This window comes from Streptomyces sp. NBC_01707, assembly GCF_041438805.1.
Classification (GTDB): Bacteria; Actinomycetota; Actinomycetes; order Streptomycetales; family Streptomycetaceae; genus Streptomyces.
The window spans coordinates 2,549,470-2,563,691 of the sequence record NZ_CP109190.1 but is presented as its reverse complement, the minus strand read 5'-3'; the positions used below and the strand labels follow the sequence as shown (position 1 = coordinate 2,563,691).

Sequence of the window (14,222 nt, the reverse complement as noted above, 5' to 3'; positions counted from 1 at the left end):
GTACGGCGAGTGCCGTACGCGCCACCGGTGCTTCGCGGCAGGGCTCAGCCGATGTGGAAGCTGTCGCCGTAGACCTTCCAGTCGAGCGGCGGATCCAGGTTCAGATTGCCCTTGTTCAGGAAGACCCGCTGGGCTGTGTCCACCCGGCTGGTGTCCGAGTGGGCCTCCTCCTGCTCCATCGCCCAGACCCGCGCGTCCAGGAAGGCGTGCAGGTAGGCGACCTCGTTGCCGCCCTGGGCAGGCGGCTTCGCCCTGGCGAGAGCGCGCTCACGAATGGCACCGAAGCTGGTGCTGTCGTCGCCGTCGCCGTGCATGACGATGGCGTCGTAGTACGCGAACTGGCCGAGCGTACCGACGCCGTCGGCCTTGGCCCGGCTGACCGCCGGATTGAAGTACACCCGGTCCCGCTCGTCGTTCTGCGCCTGCTTGAACGCCGGGTCCGACGCGGCGGTCACCCAGTCCCTGGTGAAGTTCGGGTCGAGGCCGTCGTGCGAGTCGGTGCCGTCCACCTCGCGCAGCGCGGGCAGATACTTCGCGAGGACGTTGCCCGGCTTGCGCTGGGTGTAGAGCTCGACGAGGTCGAGCATGTCGCCGGTGCCGGAGCAGAATCCGATGATGCCCGCGGTGTAGCCGCGGCCGTCGTCGATGTCCTCGATGTACTTGTACTGGGCCTTCCAGTCGAGGGTGGAGTTCTCCGCGCTGGAGACCAGCTGCATGGCGATCTCCTTCTTCGCCGCATCGTCGAGCCCGGTCGCGGCGGCCACCTGCCGGGTGGCGGACGCTTCCTGATGGACCGCCGGATGCGTGGGGGCACCGGCGTAGGCGGTGGCGGGGATCGCCGTGAGTGTCACCCCGAGTGCGACCAGCGCGAGCCGGACGGGGCGGGTGTTTCGACGTGCGGTGCGCTTATGGGGAGCGTGCACCAGTCCTCCAAAGGGAGTTCGTCGCTGGGCTGTTCTGTTAGGAAGCTTTCCTATCAGAGTCGAACGGGGATCGTACACCCCTTCGACACAGGCGAGTTCAGTTCCACTCCGGAGGCGGAGGGGACGGAGGGGGCGGAGGAGGCGGCGGCCTCAGGGTTCTGGCTGCGGGTCACCCGACCCGGTCCGGGGCACGCCGAACCCGATGGCGCACGTCGTCCGTCGCACGGGCGCCTCGCGCGCCCCTCGATCAGAGGTTCACGCGCGGTCGATGCGGTAGCTGTCGCCGTACACCTTCCACCGCAGTGGCGTCTCCAGCCGGAATCTGCCCTCGCGTACGAAGACCCGTTGGGCCGTCTCGATGCGGCTGGTGTCCGAGTGCGACGGCTCCTTGCGGATCGCGGTGACACGGGCGTCGAGGAAGGCGTTCAGATACGTCGTCTCGTCACCGCCCCGCGACGGCGGTTCGGCCGCGGCGAGAGCCTCGCGGCGCATCGTTCGGAACCCGACCGTGCCCTGCGAGTCGGCCGCGCCGTGCATCACGTAGGCGTCGTAGTAGATGAACTGTCCGAGAGCTCCCAGCCCGTCGTCCTTGGCCCGGCGCACCGCCGGATCGAAGTACGAGTGGTCCCGTTCCGCGTCCTGCGCCGACCGGAACGCGGCGTCGGCCGCCGCCTTCGCCCACGCTTCGGTGAACGGGGGGCCGAGACCGTCGTGCGCATCACTGCCCTTGACGGCTCGCAGCGCGGGCAGGAACCGTTCCAGCGGGTTGCCGGGGCGGGTCGCCGCGTACCGCTCGACGACCTTCAGCATGTCGCCGGTGCCGGAGCAGAATCCGATGATGCCCGCCGTGTAGCCGCGGCCGTCGCCGATGTCCTGGATGTACTTGTACTGGGCCTTCCAGTCGAGGGTGGAGTTCTCCGCACTGGCGACCAGTTGCATGGCGATCTCCTTCTTCGCCGGATCGTCGAGCCCGGGCCCCGCGGGTCCCTTTCCGGAACCGGTGCCCGACCCGGAGCATCCGGACAGCATGACGAGAGCCGTCAGGAGAACCGTGACGAGGGCCCTGGCGGGGGCGAGGCGGGAACGCGGAACGAGCTTCACCCCGCCAGCCTGCCAGGCGTGGAGAAGGATCTTGGTCCATTCGGCTGTAGCGTCAGGGGCATGGAAGATCAGTCTGTTGTGGATGTCGGTGACGTGCGGCTGGCGTACCGGACCTGGGGTGACCCGTTCGGCTCGCCCGTCGTGCTGCTGCACGGCCTCGGCGGTTCCGCCGCGAGCTGGGAGGCGGTCGGGAGCCTGCTCGGTGAGGAATGGCGGGTGTACGCCCTCGACCTGCGCGGGCACGGGGAGAGCGACTGGCCCGACGAGTACTCCTTCGAGCTGATGCGGGACGACGTCCTCGGCTTCCTCGACGAGTGCGATCTCGACCGCGTCGGCCTGGTGGGCCACTCCATGGGTGGCGTCGTCGCCCATCTGCTCGCCCAGGAGCACGCGGACCGGGTGGAGCGGCTGGTGCTGGTGGAGACCCCGCCGCCGTTCCCCAGTGAGCCGAGGCCTGCCGCTCAGCCCGAAGGTCCGGTCGACTACGACTGGAACGTCGTCGCACCCATCCGGGCCCAGGTCGCCGACCCCGACCCGCAGTGGGCGGACGGCCTCGGTGAGATCGTCGCACCCACGCTGATGATCGCCGGTGGCCCGGAGAGCACCATGCCGCAGGGGCGGCTGGCCGACATGGCCTCCCTGATCCCGGACTGCCGACTGATCACGCTCGGCGGCGGCCACCGGGTCCACGAGATCCACGCCGACCAGGTCGCCCAGCAGATCACCGAGTTCTTCACCAGCTGACCCGTGCGGGCCGCGGAATCCCCGCGGCGGCGCGCCATGGGCACGGCCAGAGGCTTGTCCTACGCGGCCACCGTCCGTCGACGTCGGGGGAAGGGGCCGGTCGTCACGGCCGGCGTGGCGCGGCCGGGGGCGTTGTCAGTGGCGGGTGCCAAGATCCTTTCATGGAACTCGCAGTGTTCTTCGCCGAGGTCGATGCCCAGCCGTGGGCAGAGCTGCAGCATGCGTACGGAAGTGCCGCCGATGTGCCCGGCTGCCTGCGGGCGCTCGCCGGGGACGAGGACGAGGCGTCCGAGGCGCTCTCCGAGTTGTACGGCAGCATCCTGCATCAGGGATCGGTCTACGAGGCCACGGCCCGCGCGGTGCCGTATCTGGCACGGCTCGCGGCGGCCGGGCACCACACCGAGGGCCTGCTGGTGATGCTCGGTGGGATCGCGGAGGGCGGCGAGGACCGGGGGGAGACGGACGAGGCCGCCTGCCGGGCGGCCGTCGTCGGCCAACTGCCGTTGGTCCTGGGCTGGGTTGCCGACGAGAAGCCCGGGTTGCGGCAGGCCGCCGCGTGGACCGCGGCCATGACGGGGGCGTCCGGCCAGGTGCTGCCGGCGCTCCGGAGTCGCTGGGCGCAGGAGACGGATCCCGTCGTCCGGGCCGAGCTCCTCGGTGCCATCGCTCATCTGGACCCGGCAGGGAGCGCCGCCGAGGCCACCGAGGGCATGAGGGCCGGAGAGCCGGGTGAGGTGAGGATCGCGGCCCTGCTGGCCGGGGTCGACGCCGGCCGGCCTTGGACCCCCGCTCACCACGAGGCGATGCTGACCCTCCTCCCGGCGGACGGGCTTGTCGCCCGGCGTCTCGACCACGAGCGCAACGAACCTCTGCAGTACGTGGTCGAATCGCTGTTGCTCCGGGACACCCCTGAGGACCGCGAAGCGGCGTACGCCCTGCTCGACGCCGCACTGCGCAGCCCCGGGCCCGACGCCCGTGCGGAGGCGCTGTGGGCGGCCGAGACCGCCTGCCGGCTCTCGCGCAGCGCTCCCGAACGGCTGGCCGCACCGGTGCGCGCACTGATCGCCGACCCGGCCGCCGTGCCCGCGGCGTACCCGCTCCTCACGAAGCTGGGCGCCCATGGAGCGGCCGCCGCCCCCGTGCTGGCGCGACTCGCCGCAGGGGAGGGCGATCCGGCGGACCGGGCTCTCGAAGCCCTCGTCGCGGTGGCACCCACGCAGGCCGCGCCGATCCTCGCCCGCGACCTGGGGCAGCGCCCACGCGCACTCGGTGCCGCGTGCGGCTTCCCGCCCCGAGCGGCGGTCGCCCCTTCGTTCCCGTACGACCCCGAACTGCTGGACGCGATCCGTGTCCGACTCGGAGCCGGCGATCTCGAAGGGAACGAGCCGATCTGGCTCACGGCCCTGCTCGGTGCCTGGGGGAGCCGGGCGTCCTCGGCCCTGCCCGAGCTCCGGTCCGTGCTGCCGAGATTCCCGAAAGTCGTACCCAAGGCGCTGGCGGCGGTGTGCCCGCCGGAACACCGCGCGAAGACGGCCGAACTGCTGACCGCCGCGGCCCGCTCCGGACCGAAGGCGGGCAGGCTCGCGGCAGCCAGGGCGGTACACGATCTGACCGGCGACACCGCACCGCTTCTGTCGGCGACGGCCGCGCAGCTCGCCGCGGGTGGTTTCGACGTACGGGAGGCCGCGGGCATCGCCGGTGAGCTGGGCCCCGAGGCGGTCGATCTGGTGCCCGCCCTGCGGTCCGCCCTCACCGCTCCCGGGGTGAACCGCACCATCCCGCAGCTGGACGGCGACGTCGAGATCGCCACCGCCCTGTGGCGGATCACCGGTGACGCGGCGGAGGCGGTGCCCGTGCTCGCCGGAGTGCTCGCGGCGGTCGAACCGGCCTGGATGCGCTGGACGTTCATCCATGCCGCGCGAGCGGCGGCCCTCATCGGAGAGGCCGCCCGCCCGCTGGTCCCTGCGCTGGAGGGTCTGCTGGCGGACCGGCAACAGACCCCTGCCGCGGTACTCGCCCTGCATGCGATCGCACCGGGATCCCTCGACGCCCCCAGGCTGGCCGGCCTGCTCCTGGACTCCGCGGAGGCGGACGCCGAACCGGTCACCGCCATCGAGGCCCTGGTCGCCCTCGGCCCCACCGCACTCACCGACGAGCACCTGAGCCGGCTGACCGCACTCGCCGAGCGGGATCTGCGGGTGACGGCGGCAGGACTCGAATCAGGCATCGCCCCGGCCGACGAACGACTCCGCGACCGGGCGCGCGAGGCGGTGCGAACGCTGCGACCGCACGGACCGCGCTGACGGTGCGTGCCGGCTCTGACCGCGTGCGCCCGCACCGACCGTGTGGGCCCGCACCGACCGTGTGGGCCCGCACCGACCGCGCGCTTGCATCGACCGCGTGTGCCCGCGCTGACCGCGCGTGCCGCACCGGCGGCAGGCGCGGCAGGACGGCGTGGTGTCGACGGACGCCATGAGCCGTCCTCCGGATCCGCCGAGGGCAGGGGCGGACCAGGAGCCGGCCGATGCCGTACGCGTCAGCGGTCCGGCTGCCAGTCCGGGTGTCGCCCGCTCATGGCGACCGCCCGGTCGACGAGAGGTGCGTCGGCCGGTACCGGGACCGGCGGCCCGAAGAGCCGTTCCGGCCGGGGGCCGTCGTCGCTCGGCGTCGTCATGACCAGGGAGACCCGCAGGCTCGCCTCGTCCGCCTCGTACTTCTGCCCGGTCGACCTGGCCAGGTCCCAGCCGTGGAGCACCAGCTCGTTCAGAGCGACCATCGCCGCCACCTCGCCCGGCAGATCCACACCACCGGCCCTGGTCATCCCCTGCCGGGCGGCGGGGTCGCGCCAGGCGGCCACCAGCTCGTCCAGCAGGGGCGGCAGTGCCTCGCGCCAGCCGTCCGGCAGGACCGGAAGCGCGGTGTCCGGAGAGGTGTCGGTCGTCGGTCCGAGGTTCTTGCGGCCGGCGTCGCGGAAGGCCGTGACCAGCCCGACCAGGTGGGCGAGCAGCTCCCGTACCGCATAGTCGGGGCAGGGCGTCGGGTCGGTCAGACGGCGGTCGTCGATGCCGTCGAGCAGTCCGGCGATCTGCCGTGCCGCGGGCTCGAGATCGAATGTGGGCGTCGTCCCGTTCTCTTTGTCCATACTTCTTCGGACCGCCGTGGCGGTCCGAACTCATCGCTCCGCGCACAACACATCCGCGGCGCAGACCGGCATATTGCGGAAGGCGCCGCTCCACGCTCTTGTCCGGGACCCGTCGGCCGTGGCATACAGGTCCAGACCATTGCTGCCGGACGGAAGGCAAAACCGTGCAACGCCCCCACGCACACGCCGCGTTGGCCACCTCCGCCGCCCTGCTCCTCTTCACGCTCACCGCATGCGGCGACACCGCCGACGCCGCCGACAAGCAGAAACCGACCGCCCCGGGCGGGGTGACGGCGCAGGCGAGCAGCGCCACCTCCGTCCACGTCATGTGGGACCCGGCCTCCGACAACAAGGCGATCACCGGCTACCAGGTGTACCGCAAGGGCGTGCGGGTCAAGTCCGTCACGGCGGCCCGGCAGATGATCGACATCGACGGACTGACCCCCTCCACCGCCTACACCTTCACCGTCCGGGCCAGGGACGCCGCCGGGAACCTCTCCGGGCCGAGCCGGGCCGTCGTCGTCACCACACCCGCGCCGACACCCGCCGACCACGAGCCGCCGACCCGCCCGGTCGGGCTGCGCGGCAAGGTGGACGGCAGCCGGGCGGCGACCCTGTCCTGGGGCGGCTCGACGGACGACGTGGGCGTCACCTCGTACGACATCTACCAGGAGGACTCCCACATCCACAGTGTGCCCGGCACGCAGACCACGGCCCGTCTGACCGGACTTCGCCCCGGCACCGTCTACACCTTCACCGTCCGGGCCCGGGATGCCGCCGACGCGTCCTCGCCCGACAGCGACGCCTTTGACCTCACCACGCCCTCCGCCCCGGGCGCGCCGGCGGGCACCGCCCCCACCGATCTGCGGATCACGATCAGGGCCCAGGGCAAGGAGTACGCGATCGACCTGGACTGGAAGCAGCCCGACACCGGCGGTGAGATCCCCGCGTACCAGCTCTTCCTCGACGGCCGGCTCACCACCACGATCGTGTGGGGCGGCAAGCCGCCGACGGGCCGGGCGAGCTACCGGCTCACCGTCGGTGACCCGCGCGGGACCCGTTACTCGATGAAGATCCGGGCCAGACTGCCGGACGGGAAGTGGGGCGACTTCTCCGCCCGGCGCACGATCGTCCTCGGCGACTGACTGGAGGTCGTGCCGTCAGGCATGGCGTGCGGGGAGACGCGCCGTATGGTCCATTGATCCCGGAAACCTCATGGATGAGCAGGATGAGGAAGAGGGGCTGAACGATGGCGATGGATCTGGGTTCCCGCGTCGACTCGCTGATGGACGGGCTCCGGACGGATCTGGAGCGGCTGACGGCCATCCCGTCGGTCTCGTTCCCCGGATTTCCGCCGGAGCCCCTGCATCAGGCCCACGACCTGCTCGTGGACCTCCTGCGCGACGCGGGCGTCGAGCGCATCGAGCGGCTCGACCTCCCCGACACCGCGCCGATCATCGTCGCCGAGGTGCCTCCACCGTCCCCGGACGCGCCGACCGTGCTGCTCTACGGCCACTACGACGTCCAGCCGCCCGGTGACGAGAGCCTGTGGCAGTCGCCTCCCTTCGAGCCCACGCCCATCGACGGGGGGCTCGGGCTGCGCGCCCGCGGCGTCGCCGACGACAAGGCGAACATCATCGTCCACCTGGGCGTGCTGCGGGCCTACGAGGGGAAGCCCCCGGTCGGCCTCAAGATCGTCCTGGAGGGGCAGGAGGAGTACGGGAGCGTGTTCGAAGACTACCCGCCGACCGACCCCGACCGCTTCGCCTGCGACGCCATGGTCATCGCCGACACGGGCAGCATCCGCCCCGGCAGCCCCACCCTCACCGCCGGTCTGCGTGGCGCCTCGGAGGTCTTCGTCGAGGTGCGGACCCTCGACGAGGCCCGCCACAGCGGTGAGTTCGGCGGCGCCGCCCCCGACGCCCTGCTCGTCCTGCTCACGGCTCTCGGAACCCTCCACGACGTGCATGGCGATGTCGCCGTCGAGGGGCTGCGCCGCGAGGAGTGGACCGGTAGCGCGTACACGCAGGAGGAGTTCCGCTCCCTTGCCGGGGTCCGGGACGGCCTGCCGCTGATGGGTACGGGAAGCCTCGGCGAGCGGCTGTGGAGCGGACCGGCGATCACCGTCGTCGGTATCGATGCCCCGGGCGTCGATCACGCCGCGTCCGCGGTCGTCCCGTACGCCAGGGCCAAGCTGAACCTCCGTTTCCACCCGCAGCAGGACCCGGAGGAGGCGCAGGGCCTGCTGGTCACCCATTTGCAGTCAATGCGCCCGTTCGGAATTCCGCTCGTCGTCACCTCGGGCGACGCCGGCCCCGGGTTCGAGCCCGCCACCGAGGGCCCGGCCTACCGGGCAGCCCGCACCGCGCTGCGCGAGGGCTGGGGCAAGGAACCTGAACTTGTCGCCAGCGGCGGCTCGATCCCGCTGGTCAACGGATTGTCCAAGGCGGCGCCGGTCGCCGAGGTGCTGCTCTTCGGCGCCCAGGACAGCATGTGCAATCTGCACGCCCCGAACGAGCGGCTGCTGTTCTCGGAGCTGCGCTCGGCAGTCGTCGCCGAGGCGGCCTTCCTGCGGGAGTACGCGGAGGCGTTCCGCGCCGGGCGCAGGTCCTGAGCACTCGGTGACTGAGCGGCCGTACGCAACCGCGCCCCCGGTCTGTGCGGTACCGGGGGCGCGAGGTGCTACGGGATCGGACGGACTCAGACCAGCTGTTCGTAGGCCGGCAGCGTCAGGAAGTCCGCGTAGTCCTGGTCCAGCGACACCTGGAGCAGCAGGTCGTGGGCCTGCTGCCACTTGCCGGACGCGAACGCCTCCTCGCCGATCTCCGCCCGGATCGCGGCGAGTTCCTCGGCCGCGACCTCGCGGGCCAGGTCCGCGGTGGCGTGCGCGCCGTTCTCGAAGACCACGTCCGCATTGATCCACTGCCAGATCTGCGAGCGGGAGATCTCCGCGGTGGCGGCGTCCTCCATCAGATTGAAGATGGCGACCGCGCCCATTCCGCGCAGCCACGCCTCGATGTAGCGGATGCCGACCGCGACGGCGTTGCGCAGTCCGTCGTACGTGGGCTTGGCGTCCAGGGTGTCGATCGCGATCAGGTCGCCCGCCGCCACGGCGACGTCCTCGCGCAGGCGTTCCTTCTGGTTCGGCTTCTCGCCCAGGACCGCGTCGAACGAGGCCATCGCGATCGGGACGAGATCCGGATGGGCGACCCAGGAGCCGTCGAAGCCGTCGTGCGCCTCGCGGTCCTTGTCCGCCTTGACCTTCTCGAAGGCGACCTTGTTGACCTCGGCGTCACGGCGCGACGGGATGAACGCCGCCATGCCGCCGATCGCGTGTGCTCCGCGCTTGTGGCAGGTGCGGACGAGGAGTTCGGTGTACGCGCGCATGAACGGGGCTGTCATCGTCACCGCGTTGCGGTCCGGCAGGACGAACTTCGAGCCGCCGTCGCGGAAGTTCTTGACGATCGAGAAGAGGTAGTCCCAGCGGCCCGCGTTCAGCCCGGAGGCGTGGTCGCGGAGCTCGTACAGGATCTCCTCCATCTCGTACGCGGCGGTGATCGTCTCGATCAGTACGGTCGCGCGGACGGTGCCCTGCGGGATGCCGACGTAGTCCTGGGCGAAGACGAAGATGTCGTTCCAGAGGCGGGCCTCCAGGTGCGACTCCGTCTTCGGAAGGTAGAAGTACGGGCCCTTGCCGAGGTCGATCAGACGCTGGGCGTTGTGGAAGAAGTAGAGGCCGAAGTCGACGAGCGCACCGGGCACCGGGGTTCCGTCGAGCTGGATGTGACGCTCGTTCAGGTGCCATCCGCGGGGGCGGGTGACCACGGTGGCGAGTTCGTCGGCGGGCTTCAGCGCGTAGGACTTGCCCGACGTGGGGTCGGTGAAGTCGATACGGCGCTCGTAGGCGTCGATGAGATTGAGCTGGCCGAGGATGACGTTCTCCCACGTGGGGGCGGACGCGTCCTCGAAGTCGGCGAGCCAGACCTTGGCGCCCGAGTTCAGGGCGTTGATGGTCATCTTGCGGTCGGTCGGACCGGTGATCTCCACCCGGCGGTCGTTCAGCGCGGCCGGGGCCGGCGCGACCTTCCAGGAGTCGTCCGCGCGGATCGCCGCCGTCTCGGGCAGGAAGTCCAGCGTGGAGGTGCGGGCGATCTCGGCGCGGCGCTCGCCGCGGCGGGCGAGCAGCTCGTCACGGCGGGGCGTGAACTGCCGGTGCAACTCGGCCACGAACGCGAGGGCCGCGTCGGTCAGGACCTCGTCCTGCCGGGGCAGGGGCTCGGCATCGACGATGGCCAGCGGGGACGGCGCTGGTGCGGACATGAGCTGTCACTCCTTCAGCGGGCGGTGCGGGCGGCGCCTCTGCGGCCGCCGGGCCGCCAGAAATGGCACGGCGTGCCAGGGCTCCGGAACGTGGCCGTGGGCGCCGTCTGGGATACAGAGCGCTTCTGACCAGTGGATAGTAGTTTCCTCATGGTGGAAGTTCAATGGTTTGTTGACGTCGAGATTCTCCGGGTCGACAGAAGTGGGGCGGGGCTGGCGCAGCGTGCCAGCGCGCGCACAACCCGTTCACTCGAGGTGCGTCAGGTCCTCCGCCGTGTCGATGTCGTACGCCTCCGCCACATCGGAACACTCGACGAGCGTGATCGCATCGCGGTGCGTCCGCAGGTACGTCCGGGCACCCTGGTCGCCCACGGCGCCCGCCGCGACATCCGCCCACCGGTCGGCCCCGAAAAGCACCGGATGGCCGCGTTCCCCGTCGTACGAGGCCGCCGCCAGACTCAGCCGGGAGCGGTACGCCGACCGCACCCGTGCCACCGCCTGCGCGCCGATGCCCGGCTGGTCCACCAGCAGGACGAGTGCCGCATCCGCCCCCGTGCCGGCGAGGGCCCCCAGACCGGCCCGCAGCGACGAACCCATGCCGTCCGGCCACTGCGGATTGACGGTCACCATGCAGCCGGAGAGGTCGGCCCGTGCCTGTACCGTCTCCGCCGCGGCGCCGAGCACCACATGGACGGGGCCGCAGCCGCCGTTCCGCAGCGTGCGCAGGGCATGTTCGACGAGCGGCCGTCCGCGGTGTTCCAACAGGGCTTTCGGGCGGCCGCCGAGCCGGCGGCCGCCACCCGCGGCCAGCAGCAGACCGGCGATCACCGGCTGCTGTCCCCCGTCGGAGGGACGGGACGATTGCGGAGCGGCGGAATTGGACAGGGTGTGGGGTGTATCAGCCATGAGGCCCTGAATACCTCACCGCACCGGTGATTTCCTATCGGACCGGCCAGTACGCTGCGTCCCCCGGTGGTCACCCTGATTTCTGTCCGTGGAGTGGCGCGCGGCACCTGTCATGGCGTTAACTTGCGCACACCCCCGGGCACTTGACCACGGCTCGGGACGTGGTCGAAACACCGGCACAAGGACGTGCGAGGGGGAGTGCTTTGTTGCGAAGCGTGGGGCAGACGCGGGTGACCAGCAGTGGCGAGGACCCAAGGGTGACGGAGCTGCGTACGGCCGTCTCCCGGCTCCGTCGCGAGCTGGCCGGGCATCCCGCGGAGTTCCCTGACCGGGGGATCGCCGAGGACGAGCTGGCCGCGCTGGACGCGATGGCGATCACCGGTGTGCCCGAGATCCCGCGGCTGCGCCGCTCACTGCTGCTGATCGCGGGGGCGATCGGCTCGGTCAGCGCACTGGCATCCGCACTCAGGGACGTGCGTATCGCCGTGGATCTCTTCGGTGAGCCGCCGCGCCGCTGACGGAACGCAAGAGGGTGTGTCGGACCACCCCGGACATGACGATGCCCGCCGGGCAGGGACCCGGCGGGCACTGTCGTGTCCGAGCTGCCTCAGCCGGTGGGGCCGCTGCTGGCCAGCGCCTGCGACAGTTCCTTCGCGACCTGCTGCAGGATCGGCACGATCCGCTCCGTCGCCGCCTCGGTGACCCGTCCCGCCGGGCCCGAGATCGAGATCGCGGCCGAGGTGGGGGAGTTCGGTACGGAGACGGCCAGGCAGCGGACCCCTATCTCCTGCTCGTTGTCGTCCACCGCATATCCCGTGCGGCGGACCTGGTCCAGCGCGTCCAGGAAGCCGTCCGGGGTGGTGATCGTCTTCTCGGTGGCGGCCGGCATCCCGGTGCGGGCCAGCAGCGCCCGTACCTCATCAGGCGAGGTGTGCGCGAGGAGCGCCTTGCCCACCCCCGTGGAGTGGGGGAGCACCCGCCGGCCCACCTCGGTGAACATCCGCATCGAGTGCTTCGACGGCACCTGTGCGACGTACACGACCTCGTCGCCGTCGAGCAGCGCCATGTTCGCGGTCTCGCCGGTCTCCTCGACCAGGCGCGCCAGATACGGCCGGGCCCAGGTCCCGAGGAGCCGGGACGCGGACTCGCCGAGCCGGATCAGGCGCGGGCCGAGCGCATAGCGCCGGTTGGGCTGCTGGCGCACGTATCCGCAGACGACCAGCGTGCGCATCAGCCGGTGAATGGTGGGCAGCGGGAGTCCGCTGCTCGCGGAGAGTTCGCTCAGCCCGACCTCGCCCCCGGCGTCGGCCATCCGCTCCAGCAGATCGAAGGCGCGCTCAAGTGACTGCACACCGCCGCTGGCACCGGCGGGCTTGGAGTCGGATGTGCTGGCGTGGGACGGCGGCACGTCAACGGTCCTTTCGAGGCGGAAGGGCAAGGCAGCAGCCTACCGGGAGGTTCCCGATCGGCCCACTGCTCCGGCACGGCGTCCTGGCCGGTCAGGGCCTGTCTGTCCGGGTGTCCGCGGTCCACGGGACGGTTCTGCGGAGCCGTACCTGACCCATGCTACGTTCCGCTCTCCGAAATTACCCTTCTACTTCGTGGAAATCTCCAGTCGCCCATGCGGGTGGTCGTTCCGCCGCCCGGGGAGGAGGGTGGGGTCTTGACGGGCTGGAATCCCCCATGAAGACTCCTTCAACAGTTCGTTGAATTTCCTGAGGCCGGAAGTGAGGAACACGGGTGTCCGGTGCGGACGTGAACCTGGTACTGCGCTCGACGCGCGTCGTCACCCCCGAGGGGACGCGCCCCGCAACGGTGGCGGTCGCCGACGGGACGATCGACGCCGTCCTGGCCTACGACACCGAGGCGCCGGCCGGCGCCCGGCTGGAGGACTTCGGTGACGACGTCCTGCTGCCGGGCCTCGTCGACACCCATGTCCATGTGAACGACCCCGGCCGCACCGAGTGGGAAGGCTTCTGGACCGCCACCCGCGCGGCCGCGGCGGGCGGCATCACCACCCTGCTCGACATGCCGCTCAACTCCCTCCCGCCGACCACCACCGTCGACCATCTGCGGACCAAACGGCAGGTGGCAGCCGCCAAGGCACACGTCGACACCGGTTTCTGGGGCGGTGCCGTGCCGTCCAACGTCAAGGATCTGCGGCCGTTGCACGAGGCCGGGGTCTTCGGCTTCAAGTGCTTCCTGTCGCCCTCCGGCGTCGAGGAGTTCCCCGAGCTCGACCAGGAGCAGCTGGCCCGCTCCATGGCCGAGATCGCCGGCTTCGGCGGGCTGCTGATCGTGCACGCCGAGGACCCGCGCCATCTGGCGGCCGCGCCGCAGCGGAGCGGACCCGCGTACGCCGACTTCCTGGCCTCCCGGCCACGCGACGCCGAGAACACCGCCATCGAGGGCCTCATCGCCCACGCCCGGCGGCTGAACGCGCGCGTCCATGTCCTGCATCTGTCGTCCGGCGACGCGTTGCCGCTGATCGCCGCCGCCAGGTGCGACGGCGTGCGGGTCACCGTCGAGTCCTGCCCGCACTTCCTCACTCTCACCGCCGAGGAAGTCCCGGATGGCGCCACAGAGTTCAAGTGCTGTCCGCCGATCCGTGAAGCCGCCAACCAGGACGCGCTCTGGGACGGACTCGCCGACGGCACGATCGACTGCATCGTCTCCGACCACTCGCCCTGCACCACCGACCTGAAGACGCCGGACTTCGCCTCCGCCTGGGGTGGCATCTCCTCCCTCCAGCTCGGTCTGCCCGCCATCTGGACCGAGGCGCGCCGACGCGGCCACTCGCTCGACGACGTGGCCCGCTGGATGTCCGCCGCCCCCGCCGCGTTGGCCGGTCTGACCCGCAAGGGCGCCGTCGAGGCCGGCCGCGACGCCGACTTCGCGGTCCTCGCGCCCGACGAGACCTTCACCGTCGACCCGGCCGAGCTGTTCCACCGAAACCAGGTCACCGCCTACGCGGGACGGACCCTGCACGGCGTGGTGAAGTCGACGTGGCTGCGCGGCCGGCGGATCGCGGCGGCCGGCGTCCTCACCGAACCCACCGGCCGCCTCCTCGAAAGGGACCACTGACC

The 14,222-nt window shown here is 71.3% G+C and carries 12 protein-coding genes; 6 read left to right on the top strand and 6 right to left on the bottom strand.

The genetic code is table 11. The features are described from left to right. Positions 1-44: 44 nt before the first annotated feature. Both OG963_RS11525 and OG963_RS11520 read right to left on the bottom strand, forming a co-directional pair. Positions 45-923: a chitosanase gene (locus tag OG963_RS11525; protein ID WP_371798849.1), complete on the bottom strand. Its 879-nt coding sequence runs from the start codon at positions 921-923 to the stop codon at positions 45-47. Positions 924-1,178: 255 nt separating this feature from the next. After that, positions 1,179-1,952, bottom strand: a complete 774-nt coding sequence (locus OG963_RS11520) for a chitosanase (RefSeq protein WP_093776190.1) — start codon at positions 1,950-1,952, stop codon at positions 1,179-1,181. Positions 1,953-2,084: 132 nt separating this feature from the next. On the opposite strand from OG963_RS11520, the gene OG963_RS11515 reads away from it, so the two are divergent. Beyond that, the gene (locus tag OG963_RS11515) at positions 2,085-2,768 is read left to right on the top strand and encodes an alpha/beta fold hydrolase (RefSeq protein ID WP_093775846.1); all 684 of its coding nucleotides are present in this window, start codon (positions 2,085-2,087) and stop codon (positions 2,766-2,768) included. Positions 2,769-2,929: 161 nt separating this feature from the next. Continuing rightward, complete coding sequence (locus tag OG963_RS11510; protein ID WP_371798848.1) at positions 2,930-5,071, top strand: hypothetical protein; 2,142 nt, start codon at positions 2,930-2,932, stop codon at positions 5,069-5,071. Between the two features lie 233 nt (positions 5,072-5,304). Here the strand turns inward: OG963_RS11510 and OG963_RS11505 are convergent, their stop codons facing one another. Further along, complete coding sequence (locus OG963_RS11505) at positions 5,305-5,910, bottom strand: TIGR03086 family metal-binding protein (RefSeq protein WP_093775850.1); 606 nt, start codon at positions 5,908-5,910, stop codon at positions 5,305-5,307. 164 nt (positions 5,911-6,074) lie between these two features. On the opposite strand from OG963_RS11505, the gene OG963_RS11500 reads away from it, so the two are divergent. Further along, on the top strand, positions 6,075-7,055 hold the full coding sequence (locus OG963_RS11500; protein ID WP_371798847.1) for a fibronectin type III domain-containing protein: 981 nt from the start codon (positions 6,075-6,077) through the stop codon (positions 7,053-7,055). A gap of 104 nt (positions 7,056-7,159) precedes the next feature. Then, entirely contained in the window at positions 7,160-8,524 is a 1,365-nt protein-coding gene (locus OG963_RS11495; RefSeq protein ID WP_371127927.1) for a M20/M25/M40 family metallo-hydrolase, read from the top strand. Positions 8,525-8,610: 86 nt separating this feature from the next. Here OG963_RS11495 and aceB read toward each other — a convergent pair whose 3' ends face one another. Next, on the bottom strand, positions 8,611-10,230 hold the full coding sequence (aceB, locus tag OG963_RS11490) for a malate synthase A (RefSeq protein ID WP_093775854.1): 1,620 nt from the start codon (positions 10,228-10,230) through the stop codon (positions 8,611-8,613). Positions 10,231-10,476: 246 nt separating this feature from the next. Next, positions 10,477-11,046 carry an NTP transferase domain-containing protein gene (locus OG963_RS11485; protein ID WP_256223641.1) on the bottom strand — a complete coding sequence of 190 codons (570 nt, stop codon included), beginning with the start codon at positions 11,044-11,046 and terminating at the stop codon, positions 10,477-10,479. Between the two features lie 305 nt (positions 11,047-11,351). Between OG963_RS11485 and OG963_RS11480 the strand changes: the two genes are divergently transcribed. Continuing rightward, positions 11,352-11,654, top strand: coding sequence for a DUF5955 family protein (locus tag OG963_RS11480; RefSeq protein WP_176902260.1), 303 nt, complete (start codon positions 11,352-11,354; stop codon positions 11,652-11,654). Between the two features lie 89 nt (positions 11,655-11,743). Here the strand turns inward: OG963_RS11480 and OG963_RS11475 are convergent, their stop codons facing one another. After that, on the bottom strand, positions 11,744-12,544 hold the full coding sequence (locus tag OG963_RS11475; protein WP_093775858.1) for an IclR family transcriptional regulator: 801 nt from the start codon (positions 12,542-12,544) through the stop codon (positions 11,744-11,746). A 332-nt stretch (positions 12,545-12,876) separates the two neighbouring features. Between OG963_RS11475 and allB the strand changes: the two genes are divergently transcribed. Beyond that, positions 12,877-14,220: an allantoinase AllB gene (allB, locus tag OG963_RS11470; protein ID WP_371798846.1), complete on the top strand. Its 1,344-nt coding sequence runs from the start codon at positions 12,877-12,879 to the stop codon at positions 14,218-14,220. Positions 14,221-14,222: the final 2 nt, after the last annotated feature.